Source organism: Pseudomonas sp. Pseusp97 (assembly GCF_047304025.1).
GTDB lineage: Bacteria > Pseudomonadota > Gammaproteobacteria > Pseudomonadales > Pseudomonadaceae > Pseudomonas.
The window spans coordinates 1-19,984 of the sequence record NZ_JBGLYK010000095.1 but is presented as its reverse complement, the minus strand read 5'-3'; the positions used below and the strand labels follow the sequence as shown (position 1 = coordinate 19,984).

The 19,984-nt window shown below is 65.2% G+C and carries 14 protein-coding genes and 1 other RNA gene; 8 read left to right on the top strand and 7 right to left on the bottom strand.

The genetic code is table 11. The annotated features are described in order from the left end of the window. Positions 1 to 178 precede the first annotated feature (178 nt). The 5 genes from guaD to ACCC94_RS16610 form a co-directional block, all read right to left on the bottom strand. Positions 179 to 1,483, bottom strand: coding sequence for a guanine deaminase (gene guaD, locus ACCC94_RS16630; RefSeq protein WP_413350577.1), 1,305 nt, complete (start codon positions 1,481 to 1,483; stop codon positions 179 to 181). Between the two features lie 148 nt (positions 1,484 to 1,631). Then, complete coding sequence (gene xdhC, locus ACCC94_RS16625; protein WP_413350576.1) at positions 1,632 to 2,483, bottom strand: xanthine dehydrogenase accessory protein XdhC; 852 nt, start codon at positions 2,481 to 2,483, stop codon at positions 1,632 to 1,634. Positions 2,484 to 2,709: 226 nt separating this feature from the next. Beyond that, positions 2,710 to 5,100: a xanthine dehydrogenase molybdopterin binding subunit gene (gene xdhB / locus ACCC94_RS16620; protein ID WP_413350574.1), complete on the bottom strand. Its 2,391-nt coding sequence runs from the start codon at positions 5,098 to 5,100 to the stop codon at positions 2,710 to 2,712. After that, complete coding sequence (gene xdhA, locus ACCC94_RS16615; RefSeq protein WP_413350573.1) at positions 5,093 to 6,556, bottom strand: xanthine dehydrogenase small subunit; 1,464 nt, start codon at positions 6,554 to 6,556, stop codon at positions 5,093 to 5,095. The genes xdhB and xdhA overlap by 8 nt, the downstream gene beginning before the upstream one ends. Before the next feature lie 516 nt (positions 6,557 to 7,072). After that, positions 7,073 to 8,209, bottom strand: a complete 1,137-nt coding sequence (locus ACCC94_RS16610) for an alkane 1-monooxygenase (RefSeq protein ID WP_413350572.1) — start codon at positions 8,207 to 8,209, stop codon at positions 7,073 to 7,075. 183 nt (positions 8,210 to 8,392) lie between these two features. Here ACCC94_RS16610 and ACCC94_RS16605 point away from each other — a divergent pair, with 183 nt between their 5' ends. From ACCC94_RS16605 to ACCC94_RS16580, 6 genes are all read left to right on the top strand, one after another. Then, positions 8,393 to 9,052 carry a GntR family transcriptional regulator gene (locus tag ACCC94_RS16605; RefSeq protein ID WP_413350571.1) on the top strand — a complete coding sequence of 220 codons (660 nt, stop codon included), beginning with the start codon at positions 8,393 to 8,395 and terminating at the stop codon, positions 9,050 to 9,052. Positions 9,053 to 9,070: 18 nt separating this feature from the next. Continuing rightward, entirely contained in the window at positions 9,071 to 12,559 is a 3,489-nt protein-coding gene (smc, locus tag ACCC94_RS16600) for a chromosome segregation protein SMC (RefSeq protein ID WP_413350570.1), read from the top strand. A gap of 299 nt (positions 12,560 to 12,858) precedes the next feature. Next, positions 12,859 to 13,752 carry a cell division protein ZipA gene (gene zipA, locus ACCC94_RS16595; protein WP_413350569.1) on the top strand — a complete coding sequence of 298 codons (894 nt, stop codon included), beginning with the start codon at positions 12,859 to 12,861 and terminating at the stop codon, positions 13,750 to 13,752. 128 nt (positions 13,753 to 13,880) lie between these two features. After that, entirely contained in the window at positions 13,881 to 16,274 is a 2,394-nt protein-coding gene (gene ligA, locus ACCC94_RS16590; protein WP_413350568.1) for an NAD-dependent DNA ligase LigA, read from the top strand. Positions 16,275 to 16,311: 37 nt separating this feature from the next. Continuing rightward, a complete protein-coding gene (locus ACCC94_RS16585; RefSeq protein ID WP_017517541.1) occupies positions 16,312 to 16,590 on the top strand; it encodes an HU family DNA-binding protein in 279 nt (92 codons plus the stop codon). Positions 16,591 to 16,660: 70 nt separating this feature from the next. Continuing rightward, positions 16,661 to 17,038 carry a hypothetical protein gene (locus ACCC94_RS16580; RefSeq protein ID WP_413350567.1) on the top strand — a complete coding sequence of 126 codons (378 nt, stop codon included), beginning with the start codon at positions 16,661 to 16,663 and terminating at the stop codon, positions 17,036 to 17,038. 6 nt (positions 17,039 to 17,044) lie between these two features. Here the strand turns inward: ACCC94_RS16580 and ACCC94_RS16575 are convergent, their stop codons facing one another. Continuing rightward, entirely contained in the window at positions 17,045 to 17,413 is a 369-nt protein-coding gene (locus ACCC94_RS16575) for a hypothetical protein (protein ID WP_413350566.1), read from the bottom strand. Between the two features lie 240 nt (positions 17,414 to 17,653). Between ACCC94_RS16575 and ffs the strand changes: the two genes are divergently transcribed. Continuing rightward, an RNA gene (gene ffs / locus ACCC94_RS16570) (signal recognition particle sRNA small type) lies at positions 17,654 to 17,750 on the top strand. Between the two features lie 59 nt (positions 17,751 to 17,809). Here the strand turns inward: ffs and ACCC94_RS16565 are convergent. Continuing rightward, positions 17,810 to 18,532, bottom strand: a complete 723-nt coding sequence (locus ACCC94_RS16565; RefSeq protein ID WP_413350565.1) for a substrate-binding periplasmic protein — start codon at positions 18,530 to 18,532, stop codon at positions 17,810 to 17,812. A gap of 152 nt (positions 18,533 to 18,684) precedes the next feature. Here ACCC94_RS16565 and dnaX point away from each other — a divergent pair. Then, positions 18,685 to 19,984 (top strand): DNA polymerase III subunit gamma/tau (dnaX, locus tag ACCC94_RS16560; RefSeq protein WP_413350564.1); only part of this gene is annotated, 1,300 nt, incomplete at its 3' end.

The following is a 19,984-nucleotide window of genomic DNA, read 5'->3' as shown; positions in this document are numbered from 1 at the left end:
CGCTCCTACAGGCCCGCACCGAGGCGCTCTTCGTAGGAGCGAGCTTGCTCGCGAACCGCCCGCCGCCGATGTTTACATGCAGGAGCGATTCGCACGAAGGCCGCGCGAACGGGAATGAAAAGCGGCCCCGGCGCCGGGTTGGTCCTGAGCGAGGACCCGGCGCCGAAGCCGTAAAGGGTCAGCCGCGGCGATGCACGTTGCGGCCGTGCGCGAAGGTTTCCTTCACGGTACGGTCGTCGCCGAGGATGACCAGTGCGAAGAGTTTCTCCTCCAGGGTCTTGGCCTGCTGCAGGCGGTAATCCAGCAGCGGGGTGGCCTTGTAGTCGAGCACCACGAAGTCGGCCTCGTTGCCCTTGGCGAAGCTGCCGACCTTGTCCTCCAGCTCCAGCGCGCGGGCGCCGCCGAGGGTGGCCAGGTACAGCGACTTGAACGGGTCGAGCTTGATGCCCTGCAGCTGCATCACCTTGTAGGCCTCGTTCAGCGACTGCAGTTGGGAGAAGCTGGTGCCGGCGCCGACATCGGTACCCAGGCCGACCTTGACCTTGTGCTTCTCAAGCTTGGCCAGATCGAACAGGCCGCTGCCCAGGAACAGGTTGGAAGTCGGGCAGAAGGCCACGGCCGAGCCGGTTTCCGCCAGGCGCTGGCATTCGCCGTCGCACAGGTGCACGCCATGGGCGAACACCGAGCGCGGGCCGAGCAGGCCGTGGTGGTCGTAGACATCCAGGTAGCCCTTGCGCTCCGGGAACAGTTCCTTGACCCACTCGATTTCCTTGAGGTTCTCCGACAGGTGCGTGTGCAGGTACACGCCCGGGTGCTCCTTGAGCAGGCGGCCGGCGGCGTCCAGTTGTTCCGGGGTACTGGTCGGCGCGAAGCGTGGGGTCACCGCGTAGAGCAGGCGGCCCTTGCCGTGCCAGCGCTCGATCAGCGCCTTGCTCTGGGTGTAGCTGCTTTCGGCGGTGTCGGTCAGGTAGTCCGGTGCGTTGCGGTCCATCATCACCTTGCCGGCGATCAGGCGCAGGTCGAGCTTTTCGGCCGCGCCGAACAGCGCGTCCACCGACTGCGGGTGCACGGTGCCGAATACCAGGGCGGTAGTGGTGCCGGCGCGCAGCAGTTCCTTGAGGAAGATGCCGGCGACATCGGCGGCGTGGGCCGGGTCGGCGAACTGCTTTTCGGTGGGGAACGTGTAGGTGTTCAGCCAGTCCAGCAGTTGCTCGCCATAGGAGGCGATCATGCCGGTCTGCGGGTAGTGGATGTGGGTGTCGATGAAGCCGGGGGTGATCAGCGCGTCGCGGTATTCAACCACTTCGAGGCCGCCCAGTTGCGGCAGCAGGTCGGCGGCGTGGCCGAGGCGGGCGACCTTGCCGTCCTCCACTAGCAGGATGCCGTCCTCGAAGTACTGGTAGGACTTCTCCACGCCGACTTCGGCGGGGTCGGCGACGCTGTGCAGGATGCTGGCGCGGTAGGCTTTGGCTTGGGTGATCATCGATCTCTCGCAAATCGGAATTAATGCGTCTTCGGACGCTTTTCGATGGGTATCGCTGGCGCTCCACCCATCCTACGAAATCTACTCGGCGCTCCGTAGGATGGGTGGAGCGAAGCGATACCCATCACGAAGCCATGCAGGTTGGAAATCAGGCGCCGCTTTCCGCAGTACGTGCGCGGCGGCTCGTGGGTAACAGTTTGGCCACGGTGTTCTCGCCCTGGCTGGTCTGCTGACCGAAGGTGGCGTTGTAGGTGGCGATCACTTCGCCGGCGATGGACACGGCAATCTCCACCGGCAGCTTGCCCTTCACCTCGCTGATGCCCATGGGGCAGCGCATGCGCTGCACGGTGTCGGCGGCGAAGCCGCGGTCGCGCAGGCGGTGTTCGAACTTGGCGCGCTTGGTGTCCGAGCCGATCAGGCCGAAGTAGGTGAAGTCGTTGCGCGCGAGGATCTTCGCGGTCAGTTCCAGGTCCAGCGCGTGGTTGTGGGTCATGACGATGAAGTAGCTGCCCGCGGGCATTTCGTCGATTTCATCGATCACCTCTTCGTTGATCACGCGGGTCACGCCTTCGGGGATGTAGCCGGGGAATTCGGCTTCCCGCGAGTCGATCCAGCGCACCTTGCACGGCAGGCTGGCGAGCAGCGGCACCAGCGCGCGGCCGACGTGGCCGGCGCCGAACACGGCGATGTGCGCCTGGGGCTGGCCCATGGGTTCGAACAGCAGCACGGTGGCGCCGCCGCAGCACTGGCCGAGGCTGGCGCCGAGGCTGAAGCGCTCAAGCTTCGGTTCGCGCTCGCGATTGAGCAGCATCTCGCGGGCGATGGCCATGGCCTTGAATTCGAGGTGGCCGCCGCCGATGGTGTCGTAGGCCCTATCGGCGCTGATCACCATCTTCGAACCGGCGTTGCGCGGGGTCGAGCCGCGTTCTTCGATGATGGTCACCAGCACGCTGGCTTCGGCGCGCTGTTGCAGGTCGGCGAGGGCACTGATCCAGTTCATCGTTGCGAACCTCAAGGGTGGAGTCGTAGGGCGCATAACGCCTCGGGCGTTATCCGCCGAAATGGCGACGGCGGATAACGCGTTCCGCGTTATGCGCCCTACGGTTTGTCCGTTCGTGGGGCGCGTTCGGCGTTCCACGATTCTTTCGTAAGGGTGGGGCGCCGCTGGCAGGGCGGAGGACGGAAGTGGGGACGTCTCTCCCTGCCAGCGGTGCCCCATGGTCACATCACGCCGGCTCGACCTGAGCCGGTGTTTTCTCGGCCTGGGCCAACTTCAGCTTGCGCATCTGCTCCACGCCCCAGAGCACGCGCTCGGGGGTGGCCGGGGCGTCGATCTGCGGCTGGGCGCGGTAGTCGGCCAGGCTCGCCACGGCGTCCTTGATCGCGCAGAACACCGAGATGCCCAGCATGAACGGCGGCTCGCCGACGGCCTTGGAGTGGAACACCGTCTGCTCCGGGTTCTTGCGGTTTTCCACCAGCTTCACCCGCAGGTCGATGGGCATGTCGGCGATCGCCGGGATCTTGTAGCTCGCCGGGCCGTTGGTCATCAGCTTGCCCTTGGCGTTCCAGACCAGCTCTTCCATGGTCAGCCAGCCCATGCCCTGGACAAAGCCGCCTTCCACCTGGCCGATGTCGATGGCCGGGTTCAGCGAGGCGCCGACGTCGTGGAGGATGTCGCTGCGCAGCATCCTGTACTCGCCGGTGAGGGTGTCGACTATCACTTCCGAGCAGGACACGCCGTAGGCGAAGTAGTAGAACGGCCGGCCGCGTGCCTGGCTGCGGTCGTAGAAGATCTTCGGCGTGCGGTAGAAGCCGGTCGAGGACAGCGATACCTGGCCGAAGTAGGCTTGTTGCACCAGTTCCTCGAAGGGCAGGATCAGGTCGCGCACGCGCACCTGGTTGTTGCGGAACTCGACGTCTTCCTCGGTCACCTTCCAGTGTTTGGCGGCGAACTCCACCAGGCGCTGCTTGAGGGTTTCGGCGGCGTTCTGAGCGGCCTTGCCGTTCAGGTCGGCGCCCGACGAGGCGGCAGTCGGCGAGGTGTTGGGCACCTTGTCGGTATTGGTCGCGGTGATCTGCACGCGGTCGATGTCGACCTGGAAGACCTCGGCCACCACCTGGGCGACCTTGGTGTTCAGGCCCTGGCCCATCTCGGTGCCGCCGTGGTTCAGGTGGATGCTGCCATCGGTGTAGATGTGGATCAGCGCGCCGGCCTGGTTGAGGAAGGTGGCGGTGAAGCTGATGCCGAATTTCACCGGGGTCAGCGCCAGGCCTTTCTTCAACACCGGGCTGCTGGCGTTGAACTCGCGAATCTCGGCGCGGCGCTTGGAATACTCGGCGCTGGCCTCCAGTTCCTCGGTCATCTCCTGCAGCAGGTTGTGTTCGACCTGCTGGTAGTAATGGGTGACGTTGCGCTCGTCCTTGCCGTAGTAGTTGCGCTTGCGCACTTCCAGCGGGTCCTTGCCGAGGTGGCGCGCGACAGCGTCCATGATTTCCTCGATGGCGACCATGCCCTGCGGGCCGCCGAAGCCGCGGTAGGCGGTGTTCGACGCGGTGTTGGTCTTGCAGCGGTGACCGTTCACCGTGGCGTTGCCGAGGAAGTAGGCGTTGTCGGAGTGGAACATCGCGCGGTCGACGATGGAGCCGGAGAGGTCCGGCGAGTAGCCGCAGTTGCCGGCCAGCTCGATATTGATGCCGTGCAGCAGGCCGTCGTCCTCGAAGCCCACGTCGTACTCGACGTAGAAGGGGTGGCGCTTGCCGGTCATCTGCATGTCTTCGACGCGCGGCAGGCGCATCTTCGCCGGGCGACCGGTGAGGCGCGCGATCACCGCGCACAGGCAGGCCGGCGCGGCCGCCTGGGTTTCCTTGCCGCCGAAGCCGCCGCCCATGCGGCGCATGTCGATGACCACCTTGTTGAAGGAGATGCCCAGCACTTCGGCCACCAGCTTCTGCACTTCGGTGGGGTTCTGCGTCGAGGTGTAGACGATCACGCCGCCATCTTCGGTGGGCATCACCGAGGAAATCTGCGTTTCCAGGTAGAAGTGCTCCTGGCCACCGATGTGCAGGGTGCCCTGGATGCGGTTCGGCGCAGTGGCCAGCTTGCCTTCGGAGTCGCCGATCTTGTGCTGGTGGCTGTCGAGCACGAAGTGCTTCTTGCGCAGCGCTTCGACCACGTCGAGCACCGGCTCCAGGTCTTCGTATTCGATGATCGCCGCCATGGCGGCCTTGCGCGCGGTTTCCAGGCTGTCGGCGGCGACGGCGATGACCATCTGGCCGACGTATTCGACCTTGCCGTCCGCCAGCAGCGGGTCGCCGGCGACCACCGGGCCGATGTCCAGCTGGCCGGGTACGTCATCCTTGGTGATGGCGATGGCCACACCGGGGAACTGGTAGCAGGGGCTGACATCCAGCTTGGTGATGCGTGCATGGGCGCGGTCGCTCATGCGGGCATAGACGTGCAGCTGGTTGGGGAATTCCAGGCGATCGTCGATGTACTGCGCTTCGCCGCTCACATGCTTGGCCGCGCTCTCGTGCTTGACGCTGCGGCCCACGCCGGTGGTGAGGTCGGCGCGGAACAGCGCAGTGAGTTCTTCCTGGCTCTTCTGGGGCTTATGCATAGTGGGTCACCCGGGTCACGGCCTGAGGGGCTTCCAGTTCCAGGAAGCACTTGCGCAGCAGGTTCTGCGCGGTGAGCAGGCGGTATTCCTTGCTCGCGCGGAAGTCGGTGAGCGGAGCGAAGTCCTCGCTCAGCGCCAGCGCGGCGCGTTCGAAGGTGGCGTTGTTGAAGGTCTGGCCGAGCAGCGCGGCCTCGCAGGCGGCGGCGCGTTTCGGGATGGCGGCCATGCCGCCGAAGCCGGTGCGCACGGCGGTGATCCTGCAGTTCTCGACCGTCAGGTTGAAGGCCGCGCAGACGGCGGAGATGTCATCGTCCAGACGCTTGGAGACCTTGTAGGCGCGGAACGCCTGATTGGGCTGCGGGCGCGGAATGATTACCTGCTCGATGAATTCGCCTTCCTGGCGCGCGGTGACCTTGTAGTCGATGAAGTACTCGTCGATGGGCAGTTCGCGGCGCTCGTTGCCCTTGCGCAGCACCAGGCGTGCGCCGAGGGCGATCAGCAGCGGCGGCGAGTCGCCGATGGGCGAGGCGTTGCCGATGTTGCCGCCGAGGGTGCCCTGATTGCGGATCTGCAGCGAGGCGAAGCGGTGCAGCAGCTCGCCGAAGTCCGGGTAGTCGCGGGCCAGGGTTTCGTAGCAGTCGGTCAGCGGAGTCGCCGCGCCGATCTCGATGCGGTCGTCGAAGACCTCGACGCGTTTCATTTCCTCGACATGGCCGACGTAGATCATCACCGGCAGTTCGCGGTGGAACTGGGTGACTTCCAGGGCCAGGTCGGTGCCGCCGGCCAGCAGGCGCGCCTGCGGGTTGGCGGTGTAGAGGTCGGCGAGGTCGGCAATGGTCAGCGGCAGCAGGCAGCGCTTGTCGCCGCTGTTGAGCTCGGCGGTCTCGCGCGGGGCGATGGACTTGAGCTGGGCGATGATCTCGGGCTGGGCGACGTCGAACTGGTCCGGCTGCTTCTGGCAGCAGGATTGCTCGGCGGCATCGAGGATCGGTCGGTAGCCGGTGCAGCGGCAGAGGTTGCCAGCCAGCGCTTCATGGGCCTCGGCCTTGCGCTCGTCGGCGTTTTCACCGGTGGTGTTCTTCTGCAGGGCGAACAGCGACATGACGAAGCCGGGGGTGCAGAAGCCGCATTGCGAACCGTGGCAATCGACCATGGCCTGCTGCACGCCGTGCAGCTCGCCGCGATGCTTGAGGTCATCGACACTGATCAGCTGCTTGCCGTGCAGCGAGGAAACGAAGGTCAGGCAGGAGTTGAGGGTGCGGTAGCGGATGCGCTCGGCACCTTCTTCGCCGACCAGTTCACCGACGACCACCGTGCAGGCGCCGCAGTCACCGGAGGCGCAGCCCTCCTTGGTGCCGGTCTTGCCCAGGTGCTGGCGCAGGTAGTTGAGCACGGTGAGATTGGGATCGAGGCGGTCTTCGACGCGCAGCTCGCGATTGAGCAGGAACCTGATCAAGGCTTGCCTCCAGGCTGGTTCTTGTTTTTGGTAGGGCACTGGATGGCGAATCTATGGAAAGCTGACTTTTGAGTCAATAAATTTTCTGTCTCATTGGTCAGAAAGTTTTTCCGCAAGAGATGAATGGTGCAGGCGGGTGGTTGTTCGTAGGAGCGAGCTTGCTCGCGAACCGCCGTGATTACCGGCGATCACCGTGCTGAGAGCCATGGGGCGCATAACGCGCCAGCACTATCCGCCGCAGGGCGTCCTGCGGATAACCCGTCCCGGGTTATGCGCCCTACGTTCAGAAACTGCGCGCTTTATGTAGGAGCGAGCTTGCTCGCGAACAGCCGTGATTGCCGGTGAGCGCGGTGCTTGTCGGGCACGCCGGTGCCCCCTCGCCCTTTGGGAGAGGGTTGGGGTGTGGGCAACCCCAGGTCGAAGAGCTTCGCGAGCAAGCTCGCTCCTACAAGAGCTGGGAAGAAAAAAGGCGGCAAGCCGGGGTAGGGCTTGCCGCCAAGGCGTGGAACTCGTCGATCAGGCTTGCTGGGTGGCGCTCAGCTGGTATTCCTCGCCGGCATAGTAGGCGCGCACGCGGCGGTCCATCACCGCGCGCCAGAGCGGCGGGAACAAAGCGAGGACGATCATCCCGGCATAACCGTTGGGCAACTGCGGGCTTTCATCGAAGTGACGCAGCACCTGGTAGCGGCGCTTGGCGTTGGCGTGGTGGTCGGAATGGCGCTGCAGGTGGAAGAGGAACAGGTTGGTCAGCAGGAAGTTGCTGTTCCAGGAATGCTCGTGGGTGGTCCGCTCGTAGCGCCCTGTGTCCAGGCGGCGGCGGTGCAGGCCGTAATGCTCGACGTAGTTGACGATCTCCAGCAGGGTGAAGGCCATCACCGACTGGCCGATGAAATACACCGCGCCGATCCAGCCGAAGGCGACGCTGAAGCCGACCAGGAACAGCGCACTGATCACGTACCACCAGATCAGCTCGTTGCGCCAGTGCAGCGCCGGCAGGCCCTTGCGCTTGAGGCGTTCGGTCTCCAGCCGCCAGGCATTGAGGAAGTTGTGCTTGTAGGCGTGCGGCAGGAAGGCGTACAGGCTCTGGCCGTAGCGCGAGGACGAGGCGTCTTCCGGCGTGGAGACATGCACATGGTGGCCACGCACGTGCTCGACCTTGAAGCCCGCGTAGCACACCGCCGCCAGCAGCAGGCCGCCGGCGTTCTGCTCCAGCTGCGGGTCCTTGTGGATCAGCTCGTGGGACACGGTGATGCCGATGGCGCCCATGACGGTGCCCACGGACAGGACCCAGCCGAGCTGGCCGACCCAGTTCCAGGCGTCATAGGTGGCCAGCACCCAGCCGCCGTAAACCAGCATGCCCAGCAGCAGCGGCACGGTCAGCAAGCTGAGGAAGCGGTAATAGCCCTCGCGCTCCATGGGCGGGACTTCCTCCACCTCGTCGGGGTTGGCCGGGTCGCGGCCGACCACGAAGTCCAGCAGCGGGATGACCCCGAACACCACGGTGATCACCAGCCAGGCCCAGGCGTTGGGATGCTCGCTGCCATAGGACCACCAATAGCTGACGGGAATACCGAAGACGGGAACCAGCCAGATCCAGTAGCCGGCTTTCTTGAGACGCAACATCCAGGCAGGGGAAAGGAACAAGGCGAACATGGACGACTCCCGAGACGTCTCTTGTGTAGGATTGTCAGACAATCCTGCGCCCGATCCCGGCGGTGCACGCACCAACCTTTGTTCTGTCGTGGCTTGTGGGCGGGGGATGGCGCGGTAACACCCTGTGTTACACTTCGCGTCCGCGATACCCCCTCGAAAGCGCCCCGATTCTTAAGGACAACCATGACGTTCAAGGCCCCGGACAGCCTGGCTGAGCAGATCGCGCATCACCTTGCCGAACGCATCATCCGGGGCGAACTCAAGGAACGCGAGCGCATCCAGGAACAGAAGGTCACCCAGACCCTCAACGTCAGCCGCGGCTCGGTCCGCGAAGCGCTGCTGATCCTCGAACGCCGCCACCTGGTGGTGATCCTGCCGCGCCGGGGGGCGCAGGTGTCGGAACTGACCCCCGCGCACGTCGAAAGCCTCTACTCGCTGGTGATGGAGTTGTACATCATGCTCGCCAGCGCGGTAGCGCGTACCTGGCGCGAAGAGGCGGACCTCGCGCCCTTCATGGCGATCCAGCAGCGCCTGCTGGACAACCTCGAACGCGGCGACATCAACGCCTTCGTCGAGTCCAGCTTCGACATCATGCGCGCCGCCTTCCCGTTCGCCGCCAACCCCTACCTGCAGGAAACCGTGGAAAATCTCCTGCCGGCCATCAGTCGCACCTATCATCTGGCCCTGGAACGCCGCAAAGGCGAGATGAGCCAGTTCATCGGCAGCTTCGAAAACCTGCTGCGCGCGGTGGTCGGCCGCGACGAGGCGGGAATCCGCGAGGTCCTGCTCGACTACGGTCGGCACAACAGCCAACTGGTCCTGGCCGCACTGGCTGAACGATAAGAAGGGGGAAGAGGGCGCATGCGGCTCAAGTGCATCAAGCTGGCGGGCTTCAAGTCCTTCGTCGACCCGACGACGGTCAACTTCCCGAGCAACATGGCGGCGGTGGTCGGCCCCAACGGTTGCGGCAAGTCCAACATCATCGACGCCGTTCGCTGGGTGATGGGCGAGAGTTCGGCGAAGAACCTTCGCGGCGAGTCGATGACCGACGTCATCTTCAACGGCTCCAACACGCGCAAGCCGGTGACCCAGGCGTCCATCGAACTGGTGTTCGACAATTCCGACCAGACCCTGCTGGGCGAATACGCCAGCTACGCCGAGATATCCATTCGCCGCCGCGTGACCCGCGACGGCCAGAACACCTATTTCCTCAACGGCACCAAGTGCCGCCGTCGTGACATCACCGACATCTTCCTCGGCACGGGCCTGGGGCCGCGCAGCTATTCGATCATCGAGCAGGGCATGATCTCCAAGCTGATCGAGGCCAAGCCCGAAGACTTGCGCAACTTCATCGAGGAAGCCGCCGGCATCTCCAAGTACAAGGAGCGCCGCCGCGAGACCGAGAACCGCATCCGCCGCACCCAGGAAAACCTCGCGCGCCTGACCGACCTGCGCGAAGAACTGGAGCGCCAGTTGGAACGGCTGCACCGCCAAGCCCAGTCGGCGGAGAAGTACCAGGAATTCAAGGCCGAGGAGCGCACCCTCAAGGCCCAGCTCGGCGCCCTGCGCTGGCGCGACCTGAACGAGCAGGTCGGGCAGAAGGAAAAGGTCATTGGCGACCAGGAAGTGGCCTTCGAGGCCCTGGTTGCCGAGCAGCGCAGCGCCGACGCCAGCATCGAGCGCCTGCGCGATGGCCACCACGAGCTGTCGGAAACCTTCAACCAGGTGCAGGGCCGCTTCTATTCGGTGGGCGGCGACATCGCCCGCGTCGAGCAGAGCATCCAGCACGGCCAGCAGCGCCTGCGCCAGTTGCAGGACGACCTGCGCGAAGCGGAGAAGACCCGCCAGGAGACCGAATCCCACCTGGGCCACGACCGCACCCTGCTCGCCACCCTGGGCGAAGAGCTGGAGCGCCTGGCCCCGGAACAGGAAATCAGCGCCGCCGCGGCCGAGGAGGCCACCGTCGGCCTGGAAGACGCCGAGCAGCGCATGCACGACTGGCAGCAGCGCTGGGACGCCTTCAACCAGCAGAGCGCCGAACCGCGCCGCGAGGCGGAAGTGCAGCAGTCGCGCATCCAGCACCTGGAGCAGAGCCTGGAGCGCCAGGCCGAACGCCAGCGCCGCCTGAACGACGAGCGCACGCAACTGGCGGCCGACCCGGAAGATGCCGCGATCCTCGAACTGGGCGAGCAGGTCGCCGCAATCGAGTTGCTGCTGGAAGAATCGCAGATCGAAGAACAGGAACTGGCCGAGCGCCTGGAGCGCGTGCGCCAGTCCCTGCAGGAAAGCACCGCCGCGCAGCACCAGGCGCAGGGCGAGTTGCAGCGCCTGAATGGGCGCATCGCTTCGCTGGAGGCGCTGCAGCAGGCCGCGCTCGATCCGGGCGACGGCACCGCGCAATGGTTGCGCCAGCAGGGGCTGGAGCAGCGCCCGCGTCTCGCCGAGGGACTGCGCGTGCAGCCGGGTTGGGAGCTGGCGGTGGAGACCGTGCTTGGCGCCGACCTCCATGGCGTGCTGCTGGACGACGTGAAGGGGTTGCCGTTCGATGCGCTGGAGAAGGGCGAGCTGCGCCTGCTCGATCTGGCCGCAGGTGCCGTTTCCCGTCCCGGTAGTCTGCTGGATAAGGTCGAAGCCAAGGTCGACCTGAGCTACTGGCTGGGTCGCGTGCGCCCGGTCGAAACCCTGGAGCAGGCGCTGGCCCAGCGTGCGTCGTTAGGCGACGGCGAAAGCCTGATCAGCCGCGACGGCTACTGGGTTGGCCGTAACTTCCTGCGTGTGCGCCGTGGCGAATCCGCCGACGGCGGCGTGCTGGCGCGAGGCCAGGAGCTGGAGCGCCTGTATGTCGAACGCGAAACGCTGGAGCAGCGCCTCGCCGAGATCGAAGAGCAACTGGTGCGCCTGCGTGACGAGCAGCGTCAGGCCGAAGAAGGCCGCGACCAGGTGCGCCGCCGCCTGCAGGACGAAGGCCGCCGCCAGGGCGAACTGAAAGCGCAGTTGTCCGCACAGCAGGCCAAGGTCGAGCAGCTGACCCTGCGCCGTCGCCGCCTGGACGAAGAGCTGAGCGAACTGGCCGAGCAGCACGCCATCGAGCAGGAGCAACTGGGCGAAGCCCGCCTGAGCCTGCAGGAAGCGCTGGACGCGATGGCCGTGGACACCGAGCGCCGCGAATCGCTGCTGGCCGAGCGCGATGGCATGCGCGAGAAGCTCGACCGCATCCGCCAGGAATCCCGCCAGCACAAGGATCATGCCCATCAGCTGGCCGTGCGCGTCGGATCGCTGCGCGCCCAGCACGAATCCACCCGCCAGGCGCTGGAGCGCCTGGACAGCCAGGCGGTGCGCCTGGTCGAGCGTTGCGAGCAGCTCAACCTCAACCTAGAGGAGGGCGCCGCGCCGCTGGAAGAGTTGCGCATGCGCCTGGAAGAACTGCTCGATCGGCGCATGGCGGTGGAAGACGAACTCAAGCACGCGCGCCTGGCGCTGGAAGATGCCGACCGTCAGCTGCGCGATGCCGAGAAGCGCCGCACCCAGGCCGAGCAGCAGTCGCAACTGCTGCGCGGCCAGCTGGAGCAGCAGCGCATGGAGTGGCAGGCGCTCAACGTGCGGCGCAAGGCGCTGCAGGAGCAGCTCCACGAGGACGGCTACGACCTGCACGGCGTGCTCGGCACCTTGCCGCACGATGCCGCCGAGAAGGTCTGGGAAACCCGCCTGGAAGAACTGGCCGCGCGCATCGGGCGCCTGGGGCCGATCAACCTGGCGGCGATCGAGGAATACCAGCAGCAATCCGAGCGCAAACGCTACCTGGACGACCAGAACGACGACCTGGTGGAAGCGCTGGATACCCTGGAAAACGTCATCCGCAAGATCGACAAGGAAACCCGCAACCGCTTCAAGGAAACCTTCGACCAGATCAATGCTGGCCTTCAGGCATTGTTTCCCAAGGTTTTCGGCGGCGGTCACGCCTATCTGGAACTTACCGGCGAGGATCTACTCGATACCGGGGTGGCGATCATGGCGAGGCCGCCAGGCAAGAAGAACAGCACCATCCATCTTCTGTCCGGCGGCGAGAAGGCCCTGACCGCGCTGGCGCTGGTGTTTGCGATCTTCCAGCTGAACCCGGCACCGTTCTGCATGCTCGACGAAGTCGACGCGCCGCTGGACGATGCCAACGTCGGCCGTTATGCGCGGCTGGTGAAGGAGATGTCGGAGAAAGTGCAGTTCATCTATATCACCCACAACAAGATCGCCATGGAGATGGCCGATCAATTGATGGGCGTGACCATGCACGAACCGGGTTGTTCGCGTCTGGTGGCGGTGGATGTGGAAGAGGCTGTTGCGCTGGCGGAAGCCTGATCGCCCAAGCGAACTTGAGCGATGCTGGCAAGATGCTTTTTTACCGGCCTAAGGCATTGATTTGATTGGGGTAGGCTTGACTTCGACAGCGCAAGTGGCAACTGCTATGAAAAGTTGCAAAGAGTGCGGCGGAGTGTCGCCACAGGCAGTGTAAAGTTATGTGAGAGCGTGTTAGCTTAACGCCCACTTTTGTATCGCGTGGAAAACATCAGTCAGAACATGAAGTTGGCTCCACGTTTTCAAGGGATAGGATGTCCTTTTCTTCATCATCATTTTTTGTTCAGGGGCTACGGGATTAGATGGATATCGGTCTGCGCGAATGGCTGATCGTCATTGGGCTTATCGTGATCGCCGGCATTCTGTTCGACGGCTGGCGTCGTATGCGGGGCGGCAAGGGCAAGTTGCGTTTCAAGCTGGATCGCCAGTTTGCCAACCAGCCCGATGACGGTGATGACAGCAATCCGGAGTTGCTCGGGCCTTCCCGGGTGGTCGAGCACAGAGAGCCTGCGCTGGACGAGGAAGACCTGCCCAAGCTCAGCGCCAAGGACTCGCGTGGCAAGCGCCGCGGCGAGCCGCGCCAGGGCGACCTGAACCTGGACGATCCGGCGCCGAACCTGCTCGGTCCGCTGGATGAAGAGGATTTCCCCAACCCGCTGGACGAAGCCCCGCAGGAGAAGGAAAAGCCCAGGAGGGACCGCAAGAAGGACAAGGAGCGCGCCGCTCCTGCCGCAGCGGCTTCTTCCGCCGCGCCTCAGGCTCCGGTCGAGGAAGTGCTGATCATCAATGTCATCAGCCGTGACGAGAACGGTTTCAAGGGCCCGGCGCTGCTGCAGAACATCCTGGAAAGCGGCCTGCGCTACGGCGAGATGGACATCTTCCATCGCCACGAGAGCATGGCCGGTAATGGCGAGGTGCTGTTCTCCATGGCCAATGCGGTCAAGCCGGGCACCTTCGATCTGGACAACATCGACCAGTTCAGTACCCGCGCGGTGAGCTTCTTCCTCGGCTTGCCGGGCCCGCGTCATCCCAAGCAGGCGTTCGACGTGATGATCGCCGCCGCCCGCAAGCTGGCCCAGGAGCTCAATGGCGAGCTGAAGGACGAGCAGCGCAGCGTGATGACCGCGCAGACCATCGAGCACTACCGTCAGCGCATCATCGACTTCGAGCGACGCGCGCTGACCCAAAAACGCTGATCCGGAAACGAAAATCGCAGCGGTAAGCGACGAGCCCCAAGCTGCAAGCCCTAGCGCTTGGCTTGGGGCTTTGCTTTTCTTAGGGCTCCTGTCCTGCCGCTTGCAGCTTGTAGCTTGAGGCTTCTCCAATGACCGACTCCCAGACTGCTGCCCAACGCATTGCCCAGCTGCGCAGCGAGCTCGACGACCACAACTACCGCTACTACGTGCTCGACGAGCCGAGCGTGCCGGACGCCGAGTACGACCGCCTGTTCCGCGAGCTGAAGGCGCTGGAGGCCGAGCATCCCGAACTGGTCACTGCCGAGTCGCCGACCCAGCGCGTCGGTGGAGCGGCGGCGTCTGCTTTCGGCGAGGTCCGCCACGAAGTGCCCATGCTCAGCCTGGGTAATGCCTTCGAGGAGCAGGACCTCAACGACTTCGATCGCCGCGTGCGCGAAGGGCTGGCCGATCAATTGCCCGCCGGTGACCTGCTCGGCGGCGGCGCCGAGGTGGAATACAGCTGTGAACCCAAGCTCGACGGCCTGGCGGTCAGCCTGCTGTACGAGAACGGCATCCTGAGCCGTGGCGCCACCCGGGGTGACGGCAGTACCGGCGAAGATATCAGTGCCAACGTGCGCACCATCCGCAACGTCCCGCTGCGTCTGAAGGGCGAAGGCTGGCCCGCCGTGCTGGAGGTGCGCGGGGAAGTCTTCATGTCCAAGGCGGGGTTCGAGGCGCTCAACGCGCGGCAGATGGAAGCCGGCGGCAAGACCTTCGCCAACCCGCGCAACGCCGCGGCCGGCAGCCTGCGCCAGCTGGACTCGAAGATCACCGCCAGCCGCCCGCTGGAGTTCTGCTGCTATGGCTTCGGCCGCGTCGAGGGCGGCACGCTGCCCGGCACCCAGGTCGGTATCCTCGAAGCCCTGAAGGGCTGGGGCATCCCGATCAGCCGCGAGCTTAAGCTGGCCAAGGGCGTCGAAGGTTGCCGCGCCTATTACGAAGATATCGGCACCCGCCGCGACAGCCTCGCCTACGAGATCGATGGCGTGGTGTTCAAGGTCAACCGCATCGATTTCCAGCGCGAGCTGGGCTTCCGCGCCCGCGAGCCGCGCTGGGCCATCGCCCACAAGTTCCCCGCGCGCGAGGAACTCACCGAGCTGCTCGACGTGGAGTTCCAGGTCGGCCGCACCGGCGCCGTGACCCCCGTGGCGCGCCTGAAGCCAGTGCAGGTGGCGGGCGTGACCGTGGCCAACGCCACCCTGCACAACATGGACGAGGTCGCGCGCCTGGGCCTGATGATCGGCGACACGGTGATCATCCGCCGTGCCGGCGACGTGATTCCGCAGGTGATGCAGGTCGTCACCGAGCGTCGCCCGGCCGATGCGCGCCCGGTGGCGATTCCCACCCAATGCCCGGTGTGCGGCTCGCAGGTCGAGCGCACCCAGCTGGTCAAGCGCAGCAAGGGCAAGGAGTCGGTCAGCGAAGGCGCCATCTACCGTTGCGTCGGCCGGCTGTTCTGCCAGGCGCAGCTCAAGCAGGCGATCATCCACTTCGTCTCGCGCCGCGCCATGGACATCGACGGCCTCGGCGACAAGATCGTCGAGCAACTGGTGGACAAGGGGCTGGTGAAGTCCCCGGCCGATCTCTACACCCTGAGCTATGAGCAGGTCATCGAACTGGAAGGCTTCGCCGAGATTTCCACGCGCAACCTGCTCGCCGCTATCGCCGACAGCCGCAAGCCGACCCTGGCGCGCTTCGTCTTCGCGCTGGGCATTCCGGACGTGGGCGAGGAGACGGCCAAGCTGCTGGCGCGCTCGCTGGGCTCGCTGGCGCGCATCCAGAAGGCGCTGCCGGAAGTGCTCACCTACCTGCCGGACGTCGGCGGCGAGGTGGCCTACGAGATCCACAACTTCTTCGATGACGAGCACAACCGCAGCGTCATTGCCGAGCTGCTCGATCCCGAGCATGGCGTGCAGCTGCAGGACGAAGGCGATGTCTCCGCCGAATTCGCCGCCGTCGCGACGCTGGCGGGCTTCATCGACAAGCTCAACATCCCTTTCATCGCGGCCACCGGCGCCGAGAAGCTGGCGGACCGCACGGGTAGCCTCGACGCGCTCATCACCCTCAGCCAGGACTGGCTGGACCTCAGCACCCTGAAAGGAGTGAACGAGAAGGCCAAGCAGTCGGTGCGCGAGTACTTCGCCGATGCCTTGCGCGTCGAGCGAGCCAGGGCAGTCGAAGCGCAGCTGCTGGAGTTCGGCATGCACTGGCGCAGCGAGCGCAAGGTGGTCGAAGGCCTGCCGCTGGCCGGCCAGACCTGGGTGCTCACCGGCACCCTGGAAGCCATGAGCCGTGACGTCGCCAAGGAAAAACTCGAAAGCCTGGGCGCCAAGGTGGCCGGTTCGGTTTCGGCAAAAACCCATTGCGTCGTTGCTGGCCCGGGAGCGGGTTCAAAATTGGCCAAGGCCCAGGAACTTGGCGTCGCCGTGATGGACGAAGAGCAGCTGGTCAAGCTGCTGGCCGATCACGGCATCGGCGCCTGACACACCCTTAACGATCCATGTACCCAGGAGCTATTTCATGCCCATGACCAAGGACCAACTGGTTCGCGATATCGCCGAATCCCTCGACCTGACCCAGGCCGCCGTGCGCGGCGTGTTCGAGCAACTGGCGCAGATCGCCCAGGACGCCCTGGAAAACGACGGCGAGCTGACCCTGCCGGGTATCGGCAAGCTCAAGGTCAGCGAGCGCGCCGCCCGCACCGGCCGCAACCCGCAGACCGGCAAGAGCATCGAGATCGCCGCGAAGAAGGCGGTACGCCTGGTGCCTGCCAAGGCCCTGGTCGACAGCCTGAACTGATCGGCAGGCCCGCCTCGGCCCCTGCGTTGCGACGCCGGGCAGGGCGGGCCAACGGTTGACGGAGAGCGAGATGGACAAGGCAAGAAAGCAGCGTCTGCTCGGCGTGGCGGCACTGGTGCTGCTGTTCGGGGCCTATGTGGCCTGGACCGAGCGTCCGCAGATCGTCCTTCACTACGAAGGCGTCGGCGGGCCCGCGGTGAGCTACAGCTTCAAGGAAAACAACGAGGAAACCCTCGCCGGCGAGATCAAGCCGGGTGAAGCGCGAGCCTTCCCGCTGCGCCTGTTGCGTTCGGGTGAATATCGCGTGGCGTTCCAGTTCCACCAGGGGGCGGAGCGCTACTCCACCTTCAGCGCCCGTCCGGGCTACAGCAAGATGGACCTGTTCATCGGGCCGAACCTGGAAGTCTCCACCCAGCCTCGGCCCGAAGGGTTGATGCAGGCGCAGTAACCCCCGCTACAGGTAGTCGGCCACCAGCACCACATTGCGCTTGCCCGCGGCAACGCCTCCCCTGGCGATTTCGCGGATGACGCTGTCGGTGTCGCCGGTGGCCGCTATGTCCTGCCCCAGCGCCTTGCCGTGCACGTCGGTCAGCCGGTAGCTCACGCTGGGCATCGCCCCGCGCGGCTCGTTGAGCATCATCAGCATCGCCTGGTTGCACTCGCTCAGGCGCACCCGCGCGCTTTGCGCGGTGACTTCGCTCAAGCCCACCTGGCACGTCGGTTCGACCACTGCGCCGCTGAAATGAATGACGCCGTCGTAGGCCAGCAACGGCCCGGAAAGCAGAAGGGCAACGAGAGGGGTGGATCGCAGTGCAACGGACATGCTGGCATTCCTCGCTCGGGCATGGCCCGTCGTGGTGACGGGTTCTTTCCTAAGCGTCGGCGCAAACGGAAATTTCTGAACTGGCTGTAGGCCAATTCCTTTACTGAAAAGGCAAATTCGTGATGAAGGTCAGGAATTGCTTGAAGGACGCCGCTAAGTGCTTGAAGTACTTGTAACTTGCGCTCAAGCCGCTACAATGGCGCGGCTCGCCGATCTGGCGAGTTCTCGTGATGGTGGCCCTGTCGGTCCCCCCGCAACGATTACCCGTTAACCTGGTCAGGTCCGGAAGGAAGCAGCCATAGCGGGGACATTGTGTGCCGGGGTGTGGCTGGCGGGGCCGCCTCCATTTCGGGGCCTGGAAAGTCCACAGCCCCTCCCGTCGGCGCATGCCTCGTCTCAGCGATAGTGAGCCAGGATCTGCTCGATCTTCCCCGACGCCTTGATCTTCGCCAGCGCTGACAGCACTTCTTCGGCGCGCACCTCGGGCGTATCCAGCACCATGCACGACAGCGGCGTTTCCTCGATCACGCTGGCGATTCTCAGGCGCTCCGCCTCGGGCAGTGAACGGTTGAACCAGTTCAACGCGAACTCGCTGCTGATCGCATATTGATAGCGGCCGATGCGCAGTTTCTTCAGCACCAGTTCCTGGTTGCGCGCGTCGTCGCGGGTCAGCCAATGACTGTCCAGCAGCGGCTGCAGGCGCGGATAGTGGTAGCCCAGTACGGTGCCGACGGATTGGCTGGGAAGCGTCTCCAGCTTGTCGGCCGGGGCGTCGCGGACCACCAGCAGGTCGCGCTGCACCATCAGCGGGGCGCTCCAGCGGTAATCGTTGAATTCGTGCTCGATCCAGGTGCGCGACACGTAGCAGCGCACGTCCACGGAGTGGCTGAGCAGCGCCTGCTCGATACGGGCGCGGGGCACGATGTGGAAGGCTACCGGGCGGCCCAGTTCGTGCGCCGCCTCGTTGAACAGCTCGAACATGATGCCGCCGGTCAGTTCGCCGTTCTCGATCTGTGCCAGCGGCATCGCCCAGCTGTCGACCACCGAGAAGCGCAGGGGACGGTCGTCGGCCTGGGCGAGGGTGGCGGTCAGCAGCAGGGCGGTGGCAAGGAAGCGCATCAAGGCTCCGTTGATGGCAGAACGACAACACAATGCCGTGTAGCCCGGCCCTTGCCAAGATGCGACAACGACCGGTGCGGACATCGGGTGCAATTTACAGTCCGCTTCGCTAGGATTAGCGCACTTCTGCTCACCTGTCGCGATGGATTTCAATGAGTTATCAGGTTCTTGCCCGCAAATGGCGTCCGCGCTCGTTCCGCGAAATGGTCGGCCAGACCCACGTGCTCAAGGCCCTGATCAACGCGCTGGACAACCAGCGCCTGCACCACGCCTACCTGTTCACCGGTACCCGTGGTGTGGGCAAGACCACCATTGCGCGCATCCTGGCCAAGTGTCTGAACTGCGAGACCGGCATCAGCTCGACGCCCTGCGGGCAGTGCTCGGTGTGCCGCGAGATCGATGAAGGCCGCTTCGTCGACCTGATCGAAGTGGATGCCGCCAGCCGCACCAAGGTCGAAGACACCCGCGAGCTGCTCGACAACGTGCAGTACTCGCCGAGCCGCGGGCGCTACAAGGTCTACCTGATCGACGAAGTGCACATGCTCTCCAGCCACAGCTTCAACGCCCTGTTGAAGACCCTGGAGGAGCCGCCACCCCATGTGAAGTTCCTGCTGGCCACCACGGACCCGCAGAAGCTTCCGGTGACCATCCTCTCGCGCTGCCTGCAGTTCTCCCTGAAGAACATGCCGCCGGAGCGCGTGGTAGAGCACCTCACCCACGTCCTGGGCGCCGAGAACGTGCCGTTCGAGGACGATGCGCTGTGGCTGCTCGGCCGTGCGGCCGATGGCTCGATGCGTGACGCCATGAGCCTCACCGACCAGGCCATCGCCTTCGGCGAAGGCAAGGTGCTGGCCGCCGACGTGCGCGCCATGCTCGGTACCCTGGATCACGGGCAGGTCTACGGCGTGCTCCACGCATTGCTGGAAGGCGATGCCCGCGCACTGCTGGAGGCCGTGCGGCACCTGGCCGAGCAAGGCCCGGACTGGGGCGGCGTGCTGGCCGAAATACTCAACGTGCTGCACCGCGTGGCTATCGCCCAGGCGCTGCCCGAGGCGGTGGACAACGGCCAGGGCGATCGTGACCGCGTGCTGGCATTGGCGCAGGCGCTGCCGGCCGAGGATGTGCAGTTCTACTACCAGATGGGCCTGATCGGCCGCCGCGACCTGCCGCTGGCGCCCGATCCGCGTGGCGGCTTCGAGATGGTGCTGCTGCGGATGCTGGCGTTCCGCCCGGCCGATGCCGACGGCGCACCCAGGTCGCCACTAAAGGACCTGGGGATCAGCAAGGCCACGGCTGATTCCAACCCGAACCCAGTGGCCGGCGCCGCCGGTGCAGCGCCGGTTGCAGCCATTGCTCCGCCGCCTGTTGCGCCCGCGCCGGTCGCTCCTGTAGCTGCGGCCGCCGAGGTTGCCCCGGTCGCTGCCGCGCCGCAGCCTCAGGCGGCTCCGGCTC